The sequence below is a fragment of the Blautia sp. AM28-27 genome, from assembly GCF_003480905.1.
GTDB classification, from domain to species: domain Bacteria; phylum Bacillota; class Clostridia; order Lachnospirales; family Lachnospiraceae; genus Fusicatenibacter; species Fusicatenibacter saccharivorans.
The window spans coordinates 239,291-260,056 of sequence record NZ_QUJK01000002.1 but is presented as its reverse complement, the minus strand read 5'-3'; the positions used below and the strand labels follow the sequence as shown (position 1 = coordinate 260,056).

The window sequence follows — 20,766 nt, the reverse complement described above, 5'->3', positions numbered from 1 at the left end:
TTACCACACTCCGGCAAAACTGCAAGCAAAAGTTCCCAAATGAATAACTCTCTCAAAAGAGACCATCTGCCCAGATGACAGATCCCGTTTCTCCCAGAATCCCAATCGCCGACTCCGGCCCGTAATGCACCATATCTTTTGTGGTCAGCAAATGCCAGCCTCCTTTCCTGTCGCTGCCGAAATATGGATTCCAGGTAAAATTACAATTCAAATCAGGTATATTTGCCCCGATTTCCGGCAATACTTTTTCATGAAACCACCAAAGAAAGTAAGAAAGGAAGATGCACGATGAGTGGAGATGCAGAGCTTTTAAACTTTATTTACCAGAACTCCCAGATGGGTGTCGACACGATCCGGCAGCTCATTGGAGTCGTTGAGGACAAAGACTTAAAAGAACATCTGAAAACCCAGTTTCAGGGCTATGAGGAATTTCATCAAGCGGCAAAGGAGCTGCTGAATGAACACGGCTACGATGAAAAAGGCCTTGGCATAATGGAAAAAGCACGCACGTATTTTATGATAAACCTGCAGACTATGACGGATCCGTCCGTCTCACACATTGCCAGCATGCTGATTACCGGAAGCAGCATGGGCATCGTCGAGGCAATCCAGAAGTACCGCCAGTATGAGGACGCGGATCCCAAAATCCGGGATCTGATGGATAAGCTGCGAAAATTTGAAGAATACAACATGGAAAAGTTAAAAGATTTCTTATGAAAATCATATTCAGCCAAACTACCCGCATCTGCAGACACGCTCTAGTAGCAGCTTCTTTTAGATGCAAAGGAATCGAGAAACGATCCGGTACCGGCACAAAACAGTGCCGCACCGGATTTTGAGTTGTTTTGACCGTTTTACAAACTTTACATACATTTAACACAAAACTGTTTTTAGATGTGTTATCTTCTAAATGTAGGTTTTTTCTCGAGTAAGACCTGCAAAACGTGTATCTATTGTTAAAACCACGAAAAGAAAAAGAAAATTACGTAAAGGGAGAAATTATGGACATTTTTGGAGTGTTATCCTTTGTCGGTGGCCTTGCCATGTTCTTATACGGCATGAGCACCATGGGCGATGGACTGACCAAACTTTCCGGCGGTAAACTGGAATACCTGCTGGAAAAGCTGACATCAAAGCGGATTATGGCAGTTCTTTTAGGTGCCGGTGTTACCGCAGTTATCCAGTCCTCTTCTGCAACTACTGTTATGGTTGTCGGATTCGTAAACTCCGGCATCATGAAGCTGAACCAGGCAGTCGGCATCATCATGGGCGCCAATATCGGTACCACCATCACTTCCTGGATCTTAAGTCTTACCGGCATTCAGGGCGACAATGTATTCATTAAAATGCTGAACCCGTCGTCCTTTTCCCCCATTCTTGCAATCATCGGCGTTTTTATGCTGATGCTGGCAAAGAGCGATAAAAAGAAAAATGTCGGTACCCTGTTAACCGGTTTTTCCATTCTGATGTTTGGTATGCACACCATGAGCAGCGCTGTATCACCGCTCGCAGATGTACCGGAATTCACGGGACTTCTCGTAAAATTCTCCATGCCGGTTCTAGGTGTTCTTGCCGGAACCATTCTGACCGCCGTGATCCAGAGTTCCTCTGCTTCTGTCGGTATTCTCCAGGCACTCTGCGCAACCGGTTCCGTCAGCTACGCCGTAGCCATTCCGATCATTATGGGACAGAATATCGGTACATGTATTACCGCACTGCTCTCCTCCATCGGTACAAGCCGCAATGCACGCCGTACCGCAATGGTTCACCTTTATTTTAACATCATCGGTACTGTTCTTTTCCTGGTTCTCTTCTATGGAATCAATGCCTTTGTGCATTTTCCATTCCTGGAAACCTCCGCAAATGCAGCCGGCATCGCAATCGTTCACTCCGGCTTCAATATTTTTGCAACACTAATCCTGTTCCCGTTTGCAGACGGACTGGTCAAACTTGCGAAACTGACCATTCCGGACGGACCGGAAGAAAAAGCAGACGAAGCTGTTCAGATGCTCGATACCCGTTTCCTCGACAGCCCGGCTTTTGCTCTGCAGCAGTGTAAAGTTGCAGCCGCAAAAATGGCAGAACTGACCGAAACCGGCCTTGTTACTTCTGTTGACCTGATGGCCTCCTACAACGAGGCGGATGCGGAAAATGTAGATATTCTTGAGAAAAAGGTGGATCATTTTGAAGATGCCCTCGGCACATATCTGGTGAAGCTTTCCAGCGAAAAGCTTTCCCCGAAGGACAGCCAGACACTTTCCATGATTCTGCACTGCATCGGCGATTTCGAACGAATTTCCGATCACACCGTCAACATCATGAAAGCTGCAAGAGAGATGCATGACAAGAACCTGCAGTTCTCTTCTGACGGAGCCGCAGAGCTTGCTGTTTATGGAAAAGCAGTCAAAGATATTGTCAGCCTGACCTTCTCCGTTTTCAACAATGAGGATGTAAAAAAAGCAAATGAAGTGGAACCACTCGAGCAGGTGATTGACAGCCTGAATTCCAGCCTGAAGAACCACCACATCGAACGGCTCCAGAGTGGAAAATGCACGATCGAGCTTGGTTTTATCCTTTCCGATGTGATGACCGACTTCGAACGGATTTCCGACCACTGCTCCAACATTGCCGTCTGCGTCAGCCAGATCCACAGCGGATCCTTTGATACACATGAGTATCTGCATGCATTAAAGAAAGAAGAAGAATTTGAGACAGAATATAAAGAGCTGAAAAAACAGTATCAGCTGCCAACGCTGAAAGCCTAAAAACAGACTGTACTGTAACCATAAGCTGTACAACCGGGAATTTTTATGGTAAGAATCTTCCCTTCCTTAGGCTATCACTGTTTTGTTTTATTACCATATCACAGATGCATTACTCAATCTACTATTTTTCTCTGAATTTTTCCCAAAAATACCGACTGCCCATCAATATTGATATATTCTACATTGGCAGTCGGTATTTCTATTTCATTCTATTCTTTTCTTTATACAACCTGATCCTTCGCAATAAATACCGGGAAGGAATCGGTTCCTTTGAGCTGTTTTCCTTCAGATACCGTAACGTATTTATCAGAAACAACGTACTCAATCTCAGCGCCTGCTTCAATCACAGTATCCTGCATCAGAATGCAGTTCTTTACTTTTGCTCCCTTGGCTACCTTGACACCACGGAACAAAATGCTGTTTTCGATTTCGCCTTCGATCACACAGCCGTCTGCTACCATCACGTTTTTCGCTTTTGATCCGTTGATATAACGGGTCGGATTGTCGTCGCGGACTTTGGTATAGATCGGGTTGCCGGAGAAGAGACTATCGAGATTCTCATCTTTTAAGAGCTTCATGTTCTCATCGAAATAGCTCTTCATATCGTCGATTCTTGCCTGATAACCGGTAAACTCATATCCCTGAATGTTCAGTTTCTCCGTTTGCGGTGCCAGGACATCACGCTCAAAGAATTTATTTCCAAGGACAAAGCCTTTTTTGATTTCGTCGATCAGAAGCTTACGCTCCATCACGTAGATATTCATCGATACATTTTGTACTCCGTGTTCCTCTGAGTTTACAAAAATCTTGCTGATCTTCTGTCCTGCCATGGAGAAGGTGTAGTGCAGATAATTGGTTTTCTCGTAAGAGCTTCTGACGCCTTCCGGAATCGGCTGCTTGGTATAAGCTGCAGTAACATCTGCGCCGCTTTCGATATGCTGATTCAGCATCTCTTTGAAATCAAAATTGCAGGCAATGTTGGTATCTGCCATAACAACGTATTTTTCTTTCTGCCATTTCAGGAAATCGAGAACATTTGCCAGTGCTTCCACTCTTCCGGAGTACACCTGAATTTTCTTCTCGGAATAAGGCGGAACAATGTTTAAGCCGCCTTTTTTTCTGGCAAGATCCCACTCACGTCCGGAGCCGAGATGATCCATCAGCGAATGGTAATTTTTGCGGACGATAATGGATACATTTCCGATTCCGCAGTTTACCATGCTGGATAAAATAAAGTCCACCATGCGGTAACGGCTGGCAAAAGGAATGGAGGCCATCAGACGCTCGTTTACCAGATCCGGTACCTGCTCATCATAGCTGTTTGGGAAAATGATGCCCAGTGCATCTGCATTTGCGTTTACCATTCTTCTTCACCATCCTTTACATTTGCATTTACCATTGCATTTGGTCCTACTTTGGCACGCTCACCGATATGGATTCCGGATCCGATGGTGGCAACACCTTTTTCACCGTCATGCGGCATTTCTCCTACCACGGCATTCTGGCCAATCACAACGTTTTCCGCAACGATACAGTGTTTCACGACTGCTCCGGATTCGATCACGGTTCCTCCCATGATAACGGCATCTTCTACTTCTGCGCCCTCTGCAACCTTTACACCAGAGAACAGAATCGAACGTTTGACATGACCTGCAATACGGCAGCCATCGGTGATCATACAGTTTTCCACAACAGCGGTTTCGGTGATCTTATGGCCTGTTTTTCCGCTGTTTCGGCTGTAAATCTTCCAATCATTGTCAAACAGGTTGATTCCGCTGTGTTCCGGATCGAGGATTTCCATATTTGCCTCCCACAAAGAGGAGATGGTTCCTACATCTTTCCAGTATCCGCTGAAATGATAAGCGTACATATTGCGTCCGTCTTTTAAAAGATTCGGGATGATGTTGTTTCCGAAATCGTTCGAAGAATTCGGGTCTGCCTCGTCCTCAATCAGATATTTTTTCAGGATATCCCAGTTGAAAATGTAGATACCCATGGATGCCAGATTGGATTTCGGCTGTTTTGGTTTTTCCTGGAACTCGGTGATTTTGTCATTTTCATCTGCTACCATAAGTCCGAAACGGGATGCCTCCTCCCACGGCACTTCCATAACCGCAACGCTGAATTCTGCGCCCTTTTCCTTATGGAAGCGGAGGAAATCGCTGTAGTCCTGTTTGCAGATCTGGTCTCCGGAAAGGATGATGACGTACTCCGGATCGTAGCTCTCGATGAATGGAATGTTCTGGTAGATGGCATTTGCAGTTCCTTTATACCAGTCAGAACCTGAGGCTTTCTGATAAGGAGGCAGCACGTGAACACCTCCATGGAGGCGGTCCAGATCCCACGGCTGGCCGTTTCCTATGTACTCATTTAACACCATTGGCTGATACTGTGTCAGAATACCTACGGTATCAATTCCGGAATTTACGCAGTTAGAAAGTGGGAAATCGATGATTCTATATTTTCCGCCAAATGGAACTGCCGGTTTTGCAAGCTTCTCGGTCAGCGCATAAAGGCGAGATCCCTGACCTCCGGCAAGAAGCATTGCTATCATTTCTTTTGCCATAATCTATCCCCCTGTTTTAATAGATGCATTCATTATAACACACTATTTGCTCTATGGACAATCTTTTTGTGCATTTTTCACTATTTTTTATTTTTTTACCGATTTTATTCTGTATTTTTCTCCAGTTTTACAGTTCTTTCGTGAGCTTTTTACATTTTATGCCACCAAGCTGGGCTTGCAGATTGCGGAAATCGCTTATCTCTTGCAGTCACAGCCTTGCTCCTTTGACCGTACAAAAAGCAGCCCCGCAAAGCCTTATGGTAAAGGTCTGCGGGGCTGCTTCTATGTTTTTTTGATTTTTTATGCTTTTGTAACGGTAACTGCCTCTTCGAGTTCGAACTGATCACCGTATGGTTTGCAGTCATCATATGCGAGGGACTGCAGAACAACATTCAGAATGCGGTATGCACAGGTCTGAAGCTGTCCAATCGGCAGAGTTCCGTCTGCAACAGATGCTACAATTTCCTGACGGTTTCCTTGCTGGCCAGGCATCTGCAGATCGTTTCCTGCAAGAACACACTCTCTTGAAGTGGAATGTCCATATTTCAGGTTATATTTGTAAGCGAACAATCCGCTCATGTCCTCTGAGGTTCCCCAGTCGGTCATGACATAGCCTGCGAAGCCCCACTCATCTCTTGCTGCTGCGGTCAGAAGGTCGTGGCTGTTGGCAGTATGCACACCGTTTACCAGGTTGTAGGAAGACATGATCGTCATCGGCTGTGCTGTCTTGACTGCGATTTCAAAGCCCTTCAGATAGATTTCACGCATTGCGCGCTCGCTGATGTGCTCATTGACGTACATACGGTTATCTTCCTGGTTGTTGGCTGCAAAGTGCTTGATACTGGTTCCGATTCCGGCATGGGACTGGATTCCTCTGGTATCGGCTGCGGCACACATACCTGCCACCAGCGGATCTTCCGAGTAGTACTCGAAATTTCTTCCGCAAAGCGGATTTCTGTGAATATTCATGCCAGGCGCCAGCCATACGGAAATGTGGAATTCTTCCATCTCTTTTCCGACGATATCACCGCATTTCCGGATCAGATCCATGTTCCACGATTGCGCAAGAAGCGCTGCTACCGGGATTGCGGTGCAGTACTGGAAATACTCCGTGCCGCCTTCCGGAACTTCGATTTCATTTTTGTTAAACGCATCTTCCAGAGGATTTCCGGAGGATACCATCTTTCCGTCTGCATCAACGACAAAGTGCGGAATCAGACGAAGACCGGCCGGACCGTCTGCAAGAATCGTATTGTAAATACCTCTGTCCTCAAGAAGAATGGAAGTTGTATCTCCCGCTGCTCCAGGCGCCATATCGGAAGAAGATCCGATAAATCCTTCCTGGCCAAGTCCGTCTGCAGTACCATTGCAGACGGCAGCCATCTCCTCTACGGTCAGCTGCGATACGAGATCTTTTAACGTCGCTTTTCCGCTCTTTACATCTGCCGCTGTCAGCTTCTCTCCCTCATAAGCCGGGAATGCTTCCGGTGTCTCACTGTAGACAACAGTCTCCGTCTTGATGCATTTGCTGCAGATATCGATCTGTTTTGCAGCTGCTTTTTCTTCTGCCTCACCTTCATAGCTGTACGGTGTTACGCCTGCTTTGGAGAGTTCCTGTGGAGCGTCATCTGCCGGGAAGAGATTCTTTCCCTGAACCGTAACAACGGTCTCTTTGAGATTCAGGGCTGCTGCTACTTTCGTTGTTCTGGAGCTGTTGCCGACACGGATGTAATACGTTCCTGCCTCGAGTACCCATGCTGCTTTTTTCTCATCGTAGGAAGCCATAGATCTCGTCGGGAAGGAAATGGTAATCGTCTGGGACTCACCCGGCGAGAGCAGATCGGATTTTCCGAAGCCGCCAAGCTCCTGATACGGTTTCTCAATCGTGCCATCCGGTGCGGAATAGTAAACCTGTACGACTTCTTTTCCGGCGAATGTATCACCAATATTCTTTACGGATGCGGTAACGGTAACGTTCTTGGCATCTGCCTCCACGTCCCTTACTTCCGTCTCAAAATCAGTATAACCTTTGCCATAGCCGAAGCAGTAGTTCGGGGTTACGTTGAAGGTGTCAAAATAACGGTAGCCGACATAAATGCCGTCGCTGTAATACTCATCGTTGGTGTCACCGTTGTTGTGGCTGAAATTTTTTGAGGACGGATAGTCTTCATAGGAAGCAGCCCATGTATCAGTCAGCTTTCCGGATGGGATGCTCTTTCCGAGAACAACGTCTGCAACGATGTTTCCGGTTGCATTTCCGGCCTGTCCTGCAAGAAGAATTGCATTCAGTCCTTTGATTTTCTTTAACTCTGTGGTGTCTACAAGGTTCGCAATATTCAAAATTAAAACTGTTTTCTCATAATGCTCTGCCAGATAGGCAATGTCAGCGAGCTCGTTTTCGCCGAGCAGATAATCGCATGCTCTGTTATAGCGGTCTGCACCTTCACCGGAGTTTCTTGACAGAACATAGATAGCGGTATCGGTGTCCTCTTTTTCGGTAATTACCGGCACGTCAGGCTGTGCAAATACTTCCGAGAACATAACAGCAAAAATCGGAACGTGAAGCTCCTCTGCTTTTTTTGCCAGCTCTGCCTGATATGCAGCCTGCGCATCTGCAAGCACTTTGTCATATTCATCGAGCCATTTACCAGTCAGAATTTCAAAGCCGGCCTCTTTTAAGCCCTGTTCGATCGTAACAACCGTTCTTGTGTTAACGTCTCCGGAACCGGTACCCCCTTTTACCGTGTGGCGGACGCCGTTACCATAAACTGCGACTTTTCCTGCACCGGCAAGCGGCAGGGTTCCGTCGTTTTCAAGAAGTGTCATGCACTCACCGGCCAGTTCACGTACCAGCGCGGAATGTTCTTTTTCTCTTGCAGATACTTCTCCTGTTTTTGATGCATAAAATGTTGCCATAATTCTAATACCTCCCAATAATAAATTCACATATAGCGCTTATATTGTAACGCATTTTTCGTCATTATGCAAAAGTTTTTTCACCTGTTTTCTCATATTTTATTTGTATTTTGTGCATTTTCTCTTATTATCCGACTTTTCTGTCTTTTTTTCGCTCATTGATTTCTTTTTTTATTTTTTATATTGATGCTTTTATTCTATTAATTTTCTGTAAACGATACGCTTTTTTACCTTTTTTTTCGTCTTCTTTTACAAAATTCGTTGACGCGTTTGATTTTGGCAGTATAATGGAATCAGAGATCAATTTTAGGAGGCCCCCATTATGTTAAAACAACTTTCTATTTTCGCAGAAAATAAAAAAGGCACGATGCAGCAGATCACACAGATTCTGTTTGAAAACGACGTCAATATTTTAGGTTCCGTCAACAACGACAGCGCAGAGTACGGCATTGTCCGCATGGTCGTTTCCGATCCGGATAAAGCAGAGCAGGCGCTTCAGGCTGCCGGTTACATGACACGCCAGACGGATGTACTCGGTGTCGAGGTAGTTGATCAGCCGGGTAACTTAAATTCCCTTCTGAAAACACTGCTTGAGACAAATATCGACATCGACTATATCTATCTCTCTTTCAACCGCGAGTCCGGCTGCCCGATCATGGTGTTTCATGTACCGGATGTATACGAGACAGAAGCAAGCTTAAAGAGCAAGGGATATACCGTTCTCTAGAGCATGTTTGAAAAACACGAAAAAAGACATCTGGCGAAGTGATTTTTCACCCCTGCAGATGTCTTTTTTCTATATCATCTATTCTTTTTCTTCATCCTCAAACAGGTGATCCCGCGTAATGTTTTTTGCCCACAGTCCGCTCTTATACCGTTTCAGAACCCACGGCCATTTTACAAACTCGTCTGTACACAGCAGGAAATAAACCACAAGGACAGGAAGCTTGAAGACAAACGCTGCAATAAATCCAAGCGGCACCGCGTAGCACCACATATCAATCGTATCACAGACCAGTCCGAACTTTGTGTCACCTCCGGCACGGAATACTCCGGCAATCAGCGTCGTATTGACGGCCGCCCCCATAATATAATAGGTATTGATCAGCAGCATATATTTCAGATAATGCATCGCGGTCTCATTTAAAGAAGCAAATTTCAATACAAACGGCGTGATACCCAGCACAACCAGTCCACCCACAGCTCCGGCAACAACCGTCAGCTTCAGCAGTTTCGATGCATATTCCTTCGCCTTTTCCAGATTTCCTTCTCCCATAACATTTCCAAGCAGAATACCGCCTGCACTTGCCACACCAAAGCACAGCACGGTTCCGATATTTCTTACAACGACAACGAGCGAGTTTGCCGCTACCGCATCGCTTCCCAGATGGCCCAGGATCACAGAATACATCGAAAATGCAACGCCCCAGGAAAGATCATTTCCAAGTGCCGGAAGTGAAAGCTTCACAAAATCGGAAAACAGCAGCTTGTTGCGGATGAACATGTACCGCAGATCGAGCTTGATATCCTTACTCATAATCGACACAATCACGCAGCCGATCAGTTCAATGACACGCGACATCGCCGTTGCGATTGCAACACCGGTTGCTCCAAGCTTCGGAAATCCGAAGAGGCCAAAAATGAAGCATGCGTTGAAAAATACGTTCAGTGCGAATGCCATCATATTCATCGCCATGCTGATCGTCACACGGCCGAGGCTTCGAAGCACCGCAAGATAGATCTCCGTAATGCCCCAGCACAGGTAGGTCACACCCATGACGCGCAGATACGAAGCACCGATCCGGATCAGTTCCGCATTATCTGTAAACAGACGCATCATCATCTGTGGCATGGTAAAAGCAATTCCTGCCACAACGACGGAGATGATGACGGAGAATCGAAGTGCGATTCCCTCGACAGTCTGAATTGCTCGCATATTGCCTTTTCCAAAGTACTGGGCACACAGAAGTGTTGCTCCTGTTCCCAGTCCGTAATAAACCATAAATAATACATTTGCATAGTTGGATGCCAGGGATACCGCGGAAATAGCGGACTGTCCCACGTAGTTCAGCATCACGACATCGGCAGAGTTGACTGCCGCGCTTAAAAGATTCTGAATCACAATCGGCAGAACCAGCTTAAAAATCTGGCTGTAAAAGCCCTGCTCTTTTGTTGTTGCCCTCATGTTTCTTCTCCATTTCTCTTCTTTATTTGTCTTCTTTCTTTTCCTGTTTTGCCTTCACATACGGGTATCGGACCTGCGTGTAAACAAACATCACCAGAATATAGATGCCGCATGCGATCGCCGCGGGAACCGTAAGATCCGACAGATTGACATACGAGGTTCCGACCATCAGAATGCCGATGAAAAACAGCAGAATGTGAAGTGTCCGCTTTTTCATACAAAACGCAGATTTCTGATACTCTTCCGGGAAGATATCCGGCAGACGCCAGCAGGCCAGGAGTACCATAAATTCCGTCACCATATCGGTTCCGACACCCATGTTGGAAATCAATGTCAGATCCATTCCCGTAAGGATCGGAATGGCGCCCATCAGGAAAAAGACCATCAGAAGGATCGCCGGAACACCGTTTCTATTCTCCTCCGCGGTTTTTTCCGGCAGCCAGCCCTGTTTTGCGGCAGCCTGCAGTCCTCTTGTCACCCAGCTCAAGGTTCCGTTCAGGGTGGTAAGCAGCGCAAATACGGCACCACCGAACACGAAAAACAGGTACAGCCAGGTTGGAAAAATCTCCTGTGCGACAAGCGTCAGATTCTGAAATGCGACCGTTTCGACCGGAAGCACGCCGCCTGCCACGATACCGATCAGCACGTAGAATACAGCAACGATACTCGTGGAAAGCACGATAACCTTTGGAATCGTGCGGGACGGCTCCACGATATCATCTCCGTTCTCCGCAACGAATTTTGCGCCTCCGCACGCAAAACTTAAAAGCGCTACGCCTGTGAAAAAGTTCTTCGGACCGTTCGGCATCAGGTTGGATACCGTCGGTGTCAGGGCATCCCAGCTCACCTTGGGCAGACCGAATACAATAAATAAGAACAGGCTCAAAAGCAACAGCACAACCATGCCCTTTTGCACCAGTGCGCTCGATTTCAGTCCGATGAGATTGACGGCGGTACAGATTACAAGTGCTGCCATTGCGACAGCCGACTCGCCAAACTGTGGAAAAATCGAGCAGAAATAGCTCGCAAAGCCTTTCGCGTACGTTGCGATCAGAACCTGGCTTAAGACAAACATCGCAATGTACATAAAGCCGGCTTTTTCACCCATCAATCGTCGGATGTAAGTAAAGCCGGCGCCTGATGACGGGATTGCGGACGTCAGGATGATGAACGGTACACAGGTGATAATGGCAAGCACGGCACCTAAAATAAACGCTGCGGCAATGCCGTGTCCTGTCAGACCGATGACGATTCCCGTCAGTACCATGATGCCCGAACCGATGATCTGTCCGATCGCAAGTCCCATACAATCGGAAAAATTCAGTTTTTTATGACCTTCCCCCATACATTTTCCTTCCTTTCTCTCCCGTTTCTATTGGCGGATCCCAACAGAAACGCATAGCATCCTATTTTTTTATTCTACCGAAATCTCATCGTTTGTCAATTTGCAAAATGCGCAAGGTTTAACGCTTTACCTGTACAGAATAGACAATATTATAATTGAACTTGTTTCGCTTTAATTTTGAACTTTTCAACATTTTTACAATTTTCAGTTTTTCTATTGAACTTTTTTCTTGTCCATGCTACAATAAGCACAGTTTTGAACTTTTTTTTATTTTGTATTCTATCTTAAGGAGATTTTCTATGACAAACGAAACCTTTTCCGACCGTCTGAAACTAGCCATGCAGGCGAAACAGTTCAAGCAGGTCGATTTGATCCGAGCGGCCCAGCGGCGCGGTGTGAAGCTTGGGAAAAGCCATGTCAGCCAGTATGTCAGCGGAAAAACGGTTCCGCGCTCCGACATTCTTCACTTTCTGGCCGATGTGCTCCAGGTCGATCCCGACTGGCTGCTTGCAAAAGATTCCACAGTAAACTATACGGCAGATACGGTTTCTGATTCGACAGAATCTTGTTCTGATCCATCTGCTGCTTCTCTTTCCCAGACAAAAACAGGAGGTTCCCCTATGCGAGAATTTAAAAAATCATCAAAACTCGACAATGTCTTATATGATGTCCGCGGACCTGTCGTAGAAGAAGCAAACCGTATGGAAGCGTGCGGCACACAGGTTCTGAAACTGAACATTGGAAATCCGGCTCCATTTGGCTTCCGTACTCCTGATGAGGTCATCTACGACATGAGCCATCAGCTTACCGACTGCGAGGGTTACTCTCCTTCCCAGGGTCTCTTCTCTGCACGAAAAGCGATCATGCAGTATGCGCAGTTAAAGAAACTGCCAAATGTTTCTATCGATGATATCTACACCGGAAACGGCGTCAGTGAGCTGATCAACCTCTGTATGTCCGCTCTTCTGGATGACGGGGATGAAATCCTCATCCCATCCCCGGATTACCCTCTCTGGACTGCCTGCGCAACGCTGGCCGGCGGAAAAGCCGTCCACTACATCTGCGACGAACAGTCCGAATGGTATCCGGACATTGATGATATGCGAAAGAAGATCACCGACCGCACAAAAGCGATTGTTATCATCAATCCGAATAACCCGACCGGTGCACTCTATCCGAAAGAGGTACTGCAGCAGATTGTCGAGCTTGCCAGAGAACATCAGCTGATCATCTTTTCCGATGAAATTTATGACCGGCTCGTCATGGACGGTCTTGAGCATGTTTCCATTGCATCCCTCGCACCGGATCTGTTCTGTGTCACCTTCAGTGGTCTTTCCAAATCACACATGATCGCAGGCTTCCGTATCGGCTGGATGATCTTAAGTGGAAATAAAGCTATCGCAAAGGACTATATTGAAGGGCTCAAAATGCTCTCCAACATGCGTCTCTGCTCCAATGTTCCGGCACAGTCCGTTGTCCAGACCGCTCTTGGCGGCCACCAGAGTGTCAACGACTACATCATTCCGGGCGGACGAATTTACGAGCAGCGTGAATACGTTTACAAAGCATTCTGCGATATTCCGGGTATCACCGCAGTCAAACCAAAAGCTGCGTTCTACATGTTCCCGAAAATTGACACGAAAAAGTTCAATATCACAAACGACGAAAAATTTGCTCTCGATCTGCTGCGCGACAAAAAACTTCTGATCGTCCACGGCGGCGGCTTCAACTGGGGACAGCCGGATCACTTCCGCGTTGTTTACCTGCCGAGAATTGAAGTTTTAAAGGATGCAGTTGGAAAGATCACCGACTTCCTCTCTTATTATCATCAGTAAAATTCTGATCACTTTTTTCACAGAGCTCCACCGGAAATACCACCTTTTTTTTCCGGCGGAGCTTTTTTCCTTTACCGGATTCTTTCCTGCTGCATTACACTTTACCGGTACCCGGCAAACAACAGGTAACTTTTCGTTACAGTTCACTCAGCAGTGAAACACTTGCTGTTTCGCTGCGTAAGAAAGTGATTCAGGCGTGAGCAGCCCTCCTTTTGCGAAGCAAAACTTTAAATGAGGGCTGCGAATGTTACAGTTCGCTGGGAACCAGTGAACTGTAACAACTTTTCTGTTCCACGGCTTAATTTCGATTGCGGCTCCTGTTCCTTTATGTTATAATTTTTTTAAATCAAGCCACAACCGTTCTTTTGAGTTCTGTTCTCGCTGTATCGCTTCTTGGCGGATGCCGCGCCTCCGACAAACCCGTTACGCTGACCGTATGGACGTATTACAACGGAGATCAGTTAGCTTCCTTTGAACGTCTTGTTGAGGAATTCAATACAACGATCGGAAAAAAAGAGCATATTACGGTCGAAGCCTCCAGTCAGGGCAGCATCAATGACCTGGAAAAAAATGTTCTCGATGCCGCCAAAGGAAGGGTTGGTGCCCTTGCCATGCCAAATATTTTTTCCGCCTACGCCGATACCGCCTATACGCTTGAGCAGATGGGACAGGTCGTTGATCTTTCCCCTTATCTTACAGAGAAAGAAAAGGCTGCCTATCTTCCCAATTACCTGGAAGAAGGTGACTTTTCCGATGACGGCAGTATCCATATTATTCTGACAACCTCCACAAAATTCCTGCGTATCATGGAAATGGCAAGTATTGAACTGGGTGGCTATGAGATGCGTTTTGATCTCAACACGGTCTATGTCACAAAGAACTTTTTCCCATGCTCAACCTTCCATCTGAAGATGTCTCCGGGCTTTCCACCCGGTATTTCCAGCAGATGCTGCGTGAATTTGACCAGACACATTCTCATACCGTATGGGTCGGACATTCTAAGGTGTATGAAATTTCATTTTCTGACGGAACAATCCGCTACATCCGTATGGAGACCTCCCGCGAGGGCTATGCGCAGATCGGACTTGTCGAAGATTTTACCTCCGTTATGCTGGAACGGCAGCGCATGGAGCACGAGCGTGATTACGATGCATTGACCGGTCTCTACAATCGACGCGCGTTTCAGCGGGAAAGTGAAGCTCTTTTTGAGCATTCGGAAGTTCTCGGTCACGCTGCCCTTCTGATGATCGACCTTGACAATCTAAAACGCACCAACGACACCTTCGGCCACGACTGGGGCGATGCCTATATCCGGCAGGCAGGACAGTGTTTTATCTCCTCTGTGCCGGCTAAAACGCTCTGTGCCCGTATTTCCGGCGATGAATTTAATCTTCTGTTCTACGGCTACCAATCGCAGGAAGAAATTCGAGCACTTCTGCAGAATCTTTCCCTTGCGGTTTCAAATACAGCCCTGGAGCTGCCAAGTGGTCGTAAACTGCCCCTTCGCCTTTCCGGCGGAGTTTCCTGGTATCCGGAAAACAGTACAGATCTGTCTACGCTGAAAAAATATGCGGATTTCGCAATGTACCAGGTAAAGAAAGCAGAAAAAGGGTACATTACCGAATTCGATCTGGAGCTTTTTACAAAAAATGCAAAGGAAACCGAGATGCGCCGCCTGTTCCATAAAATGTTGAATGAAGAGCTGTTTACGTATTACTTCCAGCCAATTGTTTCCGCCACGGACGGCAGTATCTACGCCTACGAGGCGCTGATGCGCGGAAATCTCCCGGCACTTACTCGTCCGGATCAGATCCTGCAGCTGGCTCACGAGGAAGAGTGCCTGCATGAAATAGAACGTCTGACTATGTTTCTCTCTGCAAAATCCTATGCCACATTCCTCTCCACCCATCAGATACGCGGTGATGAGCTTCTCTTTGTCAATTCGATTGCAAGCCAATACATGAATCACGACGAGGCAGTGGCTTACGTCGAACAATACAGCTTTCTTCAGGATCGGATTGTCATTGAGATCACAGAGGAGGATTCACCGGATCTTACAGCTCTGCTGAAAAAACGTGAGATGCCGGGATTTTCCGGTGTATTTGCCCTGGATGACTACGGCAGCGGCTACAGCAATGAAAAAACGCTTCTGGAGCTTGCACCGGCGTATATCAAGCTAGATCTTTCCATCATCCGCGATATCGACTCCGATCCGGACAAGCAGCAGATCGTAGAAAATATTGTTTCCTATGCACATCAAAGAGGCATGAAAATCATTGCCGAGGGTCTGGAAACTCCAGCTGAACTTTTGAAGGTACTGGAACTGGATGTTGATCTCCTGCAGGGCTATTTTCTTGCAAAACCGTCCGCTGTTCCGAAACCTGTCAGTGCAGAATCCGTTGCTGTCATAGAACGCTTCCGGAAGCATCTTGCGTAATTCCACCTCTTCCTGCAGCGTCCTTTCAAATCACAGCATCTATGTCTGATCTGCTGCTTCGAAACAGATACCGGTCAGCGACCCGGAGCGTATCTGAGCAATCATCCCTCAAAAAACACCCATAGCAAACCCTGCAAAAGCAGGGTTTTGTCTCCACTCTGAAGGATCCTGCCTGACAGGATCCTTTTTTATACTTTTTTATACTTTTTTCATATTTTTCTCCTGTTCGTTCCTCCGCTTCTGTGCTATGATACCTTACAGCAATGACAACCCGTCCATCGAAAGGAGTTTTTCTATGTGTACAGCAGCAACCTATCAAACACGCGACTTTTATATGGGTCGCACACTCGATTATGAATTTTCCTATGGCGACCAGATCACCGTTACACCTCGCAATTATCCGTTTTCCTTTCTTCATATGCCGTCCCTTTCCCATCACTATGCAATGATCGGCATGGCGTGTGTGATGGATGATTACCCGCTCTATTATGAGGCGTTCAATGAAAAGGGGCTTGGTATCGCCGGCCTTAATTTTGTAGGAAATGCCGTTTATTTCGATCCGAAACCGGAGAAAGACAATATCGCGCAGTTCGAGCTGATCCCGTGGATTCTCGGTACATGTGCTTCGCTTGCGGAAGCAAAAGAATCCCTCTCCCGTATCAATCTCATCAGCACACCTTTTAAAAAGAATCTTCCGCTCGCACAGCTTCACTGGATCATCGCAGATGCATCGGGTGCCATCACCGTGGAATCCACGGCGGACGGTCTGCATGTCTACGACAATCCGGTCGGCGTTCTGACAAACAATCCGCCGTTTCCAATGCAGATGTTCTCACTGAACAATTACCTGCATCTGTCACCGAAACAGCCGGCCAACACGTTTTCCAACCAGCTCGATCTTTCTACGTACAGCCGTGGCATGGGCGGTCTTGGACTGCCGGGCGACCTCTCGTCTGCTTCCCGCTTTGCACGCGTGGCGTTTGTAAAGCAGAACTCGATCTCGGGAAACAGCGAAACGGAGAGTGTCAGCCAGTTTTTCCATATTTTAAATTCTGTTGACCAGCAGAGAGGATGCTGCGAGGTGGCGGACGGAAAGTATGAGATCACGCTCTATACTTCCTGCTGCAATGCGACGCAGGGAATTTACTATTATACGACGTATGACAATCATCAGATTTCTGCGGTTGATATGCACCGCGAGAATCTTGATGGCGAAACGCTTCGCTGCTTTGCGCCGGTGACGGGCGAGCAGATTCATATGCAGAATTAGAAAAATCCGGTACAGAAATCTTTGAGGACCCCTCAAAAAAGATTCTGTATCGGATTTTTTCTACATCTCATCACACATTGTAAAACAGACGTCGCACCGGCTTCTTCTTTTAACCTCTTACTTGTTTAGTAGATATTATTTTACTTTCATTTTTTTCTGTCCCTTCCGGCAGTTTTATGATACACTTTTCGTATTGGAAAACCGATTTTTTTGAAAGGATTTTATCATCATGCAATTTTATCTCGCCCCGATGGAAGGGCTGACCGGATATGTGTACCGGAGCGCCTACCACAAATATTTTCCGGCGGCTGACCGTTATTTCACGCCATTTATTACAAATAAAAAGATGAGCTCCCGCGAGCGCAATGACATTCTCCCGGAGCATAACGAAGGGATGACGGTGCTCCCGCAGATTCTCACAAACCAGGCGGAGGACTTTCTTTCTCTGACAAAAGAACTGAAGGAGTACGGCTACGATACCGTCAATCTGAACCTTGGCTGTCCGTCCGGCACGGTTGTCGCCAAGCGGCGCGGCTCCGGACTGCTTGCGTGGCCGCATACACTCGATGCATTTCTCGATGAAATCTTTTCGTCCTGCGACTGCCGGATCTCCATCAAGACAAGACTTGGCACAACCGACACCGATGAGTGGGAGACGCTGCTTGCGATTTATGACAAATATCCGCTGGAAGAGCTGATTATTCATCCGCGGATTCAGAAAGATTTCTACAAATATACGCCGCGCATGGAGTGTTATCGGACAGCATATGAGACGAGCCGCCACTCGCTGTGCTACAATGGGGATCTTTTCTCAACCGCTGATTTTCAGAAGCTCTGCCATGATTTTCCCTTGACGGAAAAGGTCATGCTCGGCCGCGGGGTGCTGCAGAACCCCTGGTTGATCGGGATGCTGCGCAGTACAGATCCTGCCAGCAGTGAAAATTTAGCTCCGGCAGATAAGGAGCTGCTGCGCGCATTCTGCGAAGATCTCTGTGCCGGCTATGCGCGCGTTATTTCCGGGGATAAAAATGTGCTGTTTAAATTAAAGGCACTGTGGATTTACCTCGGAACATCGTTTACGAATCCCCAGAAGTATCTGAAAAAGATCAAAAAAGCAAATCGCCTTGCCGAGTATGAAGAGGCCGTTGATTCGCTCTTTCGGGAACAGGAGCTGATTTTTTAACCGAATCGAGCCGCGCAAGCCGCTTATGAACCTTCGCTTGATTTTTCCATCCTGTTCCGCACAGATAAAATTGAACCGCGTCTGATCAACGAAAACACAGCTCTCATCCTTTTCTCTTACCACACCGAATGCATCCGCCGTGAGGATGGCACTTCGTACGGCATCCGCGGACTCGAGACACAGGTCGCCGTCAAAGAGGACGAGAAATGGAAATTGCAGCATATTCATTATTCGAAAGAAGCATGAGCAAAAATACGCCGCAGATCTGATCACTAGACCTGCGGCGTATTTTTATGCTCTTTTTCTCCAACTCCCAAATCCGTTCTCTATTTCATCGGCAGCATTGCAAGCGTATCGCACTCTTCCTCTTCTGCTTCCTCTGCAATCAGATTCCGGATATTCTGCATACGGTTATCCAGCTCCGCGCTCTGTCTTGCGCAGTCGTAGAGTTCATCCTGCAGATATTTGACATGATTTTCGGGAATATTTTTCTTGTAGCGCATCTTGTGCTCCAGACTCGCCCAGAAATCCATCGCGATCGTACGGAACTGTACTTCCACGTAAACCAGTTTCTTTGTATCCTGTAAAAAGATCGGCACCTGAACGATCAGATGAAGACTGCGGTAGCCGCTCTCCTTCGGATGCTGAATATAGTCCTTCCGCTCAATCAGCGTAATGTCATCCTGTTTCAGAAAACTGTCTGCCAGCTTATAAATATCGCTTGGAAAAGAACAGATCACACGCACACCGGCGATATCGCGGATATTTTCCTCGATAGACTCCAGTGTGACCGGGATGTCTTTCACGCGGATTTTCCGCATAATGCTCTCATACGATTTGACCCTTGTTTTGATTCCTTCAATCGGGTTCTGGTCATAGGAAAGCGAGTATTCCTGATTCAGCACCCGGAACTTTGTCTCGATTTCCATAATGGCGCACTGATAATACGACATCAGAAGCTCGAACGGCTTTTTGTTCTTCTGCATCATCTGAATAAACTCGTCCGATAAAAGATTCTGCTTTACAAACTCATCCCGTTTTGTCTCGATCAGATTTTTTCCCTGTTTTCTAATTTCCTCCAGTACTTCGAGGTTTTTCATCATCCGTTTTTTCGTCCTCCCAAAACTGCGTTCTCTGTCCTTTATGCTATCATTTTAGGCCTGTAAAGTCAAATTTTTTCTTCTTTTACTCTACCTTCAGCATCCGGTAGCCAACCCCGATATGCGTCTGGATATACTGCGTCTGCTCTCCGTTCTTTTCCAGCTTTTTCCGAAGCGTCGCCATGAAAACACGGAGGGAAGCGATATCGTTCTCCCAGCTGCTTCCCCAGATTTTCTGTGTAATAAACGTATGCGTCAGCACCTTCCCTGCATTCTGCGACAGCAGGCAGAGCAGCTTGTATTCGATTGGTGTCAGATGAAGTTCCTCTCCGTCAAGATATGCGCACCCCGCTGCGTACTCGATCCGCAGTGCGCCGTTTTCAAAGACAGCCGACTGGACTCCATTTTCTGCCTGCATCTGGGACAGACGGCGCTGTGTGACTCGAAGGCGGGCCAGCAGTTCCTCCACAGAAAACGGTTTCGTCAGATAATCATCCGCTCCTGCGTCCAATGCCTCGATTTTATCGCTGTCCTCACTTCTTGCACTGATTACGATAATCGGCATATTCGACCAGCTTCGAATCTTTTCAATCACCTCTACGCCATCAATATCCGGCAGGCCAAGGTCGAGCAGAACAATGTCGGGATTATGTGTGGATGCCTCCATAATGGCACCCGCACCGTTCTTTGCAGAAATATACTTATAATCGTGTGTTTTTAACGTCGTAGTAATCAGGTTGTGAACCGGCGTATCATCTTCCACAACCAGAATTAATGTCTTATTCATTCAAATTCACCTCACTGAGCGGCAGGGTAAACCGAAAGCAGCAGCCCTGTGGATCGCAGTCATAAAGTGCTATCTCCCCGCCGTGCGCATTTACAATCGAACGGCAGAGTGCCAGTCCAAGGCCAAGGCTTCTGCGGCTGTCGCTTACTTTATTTTTCCCGGAATAGAACATCTCAAACACATGCTCTCTGGACTCTTTTGGAATCCCGGGGCCGTTGTCCTCCACCGCGATCCAGACATTTTTCTCCTCTTTTCTGGCTGTCGAGAACCCACTGAATGATTTCCTGTTCCCTTGGGTCAAAGATTTTTTCCGTCTTTCCTCCTGTCTGCGCGCTGTAAAGTGTTCCGCGGACAATTCTGCTCTCCTGTGCCCCTGC

The 20,766-nt window shown here is 47.0% G+C and carries 16 protein-coding genes; 8 read left to right on the top strand and 8 right to left on the bottom strand.

The window, feature by feature from the left end; genetic code table 11:
- The first annotated feature begins 288 nt into the window (after positions 1 to 288).
- Positions 289 to 717 (top strand): hypothetical protein, encoded by a 429-nt coding sequence (locus DW743_RS05410; RefSeq protein WP_022461386.1) that lies wholly within the window; start codon positions 289 to 291, stop codon positions 715 to 717.
- Positions 718 to 1,001: 284 nt separating this feature from the next.
- The gene (locus DW743_RS05405) at positions 1,002 to 2,765 is read left to right on the top strand and encodes a Na/Pi cotransporter family protein (RefSeq protein WP_117760776.1); all 1,764 of its coding nucleotides are present in this window, start codon (positions 1,002 to 1,004) and stop codon (positions 2,763 to 2,765) included.
- Between the two features lie 221 nt (positions 2,766 to 2,986).
- Here DW743_RS05405 and glgD read toward each other — a convergent pair whose 3' ends face one another.
- From glgD to DW743_RS05390, 3 genes are all read right to left on the bottom strand, one after another.
- Positions 2,987 to 4,129, bottom strand: a complete 1,143-nt coding sequence (gene glgD, locus DW743_RS05400) for a glucose-1-phosphate adenylyltransferase subunit GlgD (RefSeq protein WP_022461388.1) — start codon at positions 4,127 to 4,129, stop codon at positions 2,987 to 2,989.
- Positions 4,123 to 5,331, bottom strand: coding sequence for a glucose-1-phosphate adenylyltransferase (locus DW743_RS05395; protein ID WP_022461389.1), 1,209 nt, complete (start codon positions 5,329 to 5,331; stop codon positions 4,123 to 4,125). The genes glgD and DW743_RS05395 overlap by 7 nt, the downstream gene beginning before the upstream one ends.
- Positions 5,332 to 5,631: 300 nt before the next feature.
- Positions 5,632 to 8,247 carry a glycoside hydrolase family 3 protein gene (locus DW743_RS05390; protein ID WP_082424913.1) on the bottom strand — a complete coding sequence of 872 codons (2,616 nt, stop codon included), beginning with the start codon at positions 8,245 to 8,247 and terminating at the stop codon, positions 5,632 to 5,634.
- Between the two features lie 322 nt (positions 8,248 to 8,569).
- Here DW743_RS05390 and DW743_RS05385 point away from each other — a divergent pair, with 322 nt between their 5' ends.
- Entirely contained in the window at positions 8,570 to 8,974 is a 405-nt protein-coding gene (locus DW743_RS05385; RefSeq protein ID WP_022461391.1) for an ACT domain-containing protein, read from the top strand.
- Positions 8,975 to 9,052: 78 nt separating this feature from the next.
- Here the strand turns inward: DW743_RS05385 and DW743_RS05380 are convergent, their stop codons facing one another.
- Both DW743_RS05380 and DW743_RS05375 read right to left on the bottom strand, forming a co-directional pair.
- On the bottom strand, positions 9,053 to 10,432 hold the full coding sequence (locus DW743_RS05380; protein ID WP_055219500.1) for an MATE family efflux transporter: 1,380 nt from the start codon (positions 10,430 to 10,432) through the stop codon (positions 9,053 to 9,055).
- Positions 10,433 to 10,454: 22 nt separating this feature from the next.
- Positions 10,455 to 11,777 carry an APC family permease gene (locus DW743_RS05375; RefSeq protein WP_117760773.1) on the bottom strand — a complete coding sequence of 441 codons (1,323 nt, stop codon included), beginning with the start codon at positions 11,775 to 11,777 and terminating at the stop codon, positions 10,455 to 10,457.
- 299 nt (positions 11,778 to 12,076) lie between these two features.
- On the opposite strand from DW743_RS05375, the gene DW743_RS05370 reads away from it, so the two are divergent.
- From DW743_RS05370 to DW743_RS05350, 5 genes are all read left to right on the top strand, one after another.
- Positions 12,077 to 13,612: an aminotransferase class I/II-fold pyridoxal phosphate-dependent enzyme gene (locus DW743_RS05370; RefSeq protein ID WP_117760771.1), complete on the top strand. Its 1,536-nt coding sequence runs from the start codon at positions 12,077 to 12,079 to the stop codon at positions 13,610 to 13,612.
- A 365-nt stretch (positions 13,613 to 13,977) separates the two neighbouring features.
- A complete protein-coding gene (locus DW743_RS18350) occupies positions 13,978 to 14,769 on the top strand; it encodes a hypothetical protein (RefSeq protein WP_242856420.1) in 792 nt (263 codons plus the stop codon).
- On the top strand, positions 14,661 to 16,049 hold the full coding sequence (locus tag DW743_RS05360) for a bifunctional diguanylate cyclase/phosphodiesterase (RefSeq protein ID WP_330415319.1): 1,389 nt from the start codon (positions 14,661 to 14,663) through the stop codon (positions 16,047 to 16,049). Before DW743_RS18350 ends, DW743_RS05360 begins: the two co-directional genes overlap by 109 nt.
- Before the next feature lie 295 nt (positions 16,050 to 16,344).
- Positions 16,345 to 17,319, top strand: coding sequence for a choloylglycine hydrolase (gene bsh, locus DW743_RS05355; RefSeq protein ID WP_055219508.1), 975 nt, complete (start codon positions 16,345 to 16,347; stop codon positions 17,317 to 17,319).
- A gap of 229 nt (positions 17,320 to 17,548) precedes the next feature.
- Positions 17,549 to 18,502 carry a tRNA dihydrouridine synthase gene (locus DW743_RS05350; protein WP_117760769.1) on the top strand — a complete coding sequence of 318 codons (954 nt, stop codon included), beginning with the start codon at positions 17,549 to 17,551 and terminating at the stop codon, positions 18,500 to 18,502.
- A 326-nt stretch (positions 18,503 to 18,828) separates the two neighbouring features.
- Here the strand turns inward: DW743_RS05350 and DW743_RS05345 are convergent, their stop codons facing one another.
- The 3 genes from DW743_RS05345 to DW743_RS05335 form a co-directional block, all read right to left on the bottom strand.
- The gene (locus DW743_RS05345; RefSeq protein ID WP_117760767.1) at positions 18,829 to 19,605 is read right to left on the bottom strand and encodes a GTP pyrophosphokinase; all 777 of its coding nucleotides are present in this window, start codon (positions 19,603 to 19,605) and stop codon (positions 18,829 to 18,831) included.
- Between the two features lie 82 nt (positions 19,606 to 19,687).
- A complete protein-coding gene (locus tag DW743_RS05340; protein ID WP_022461465.1) occupies positions 19,688 to 20,389 on the bottom strand; it encodes a response regulator in 702 nt (233 codons plus the stop codon).
- Complete coding sequence (locus DW743_RS05335) at positions 20,382 to 20,690, bottom strand: sensor histidine kinase (RefSeq protein ID WP_227797315.1); 309 nt, start codon at positions 20,688 to 20,690, stop codon at positions 20,382 to 20,384. The genes DW743_RS05340 and DW743_RS05335 overlap by 8 nt, the downstream gene beginning before the upstream one ends.
- Positions 20,691 to 20,766: the final 76 nt, after the last annotated feature.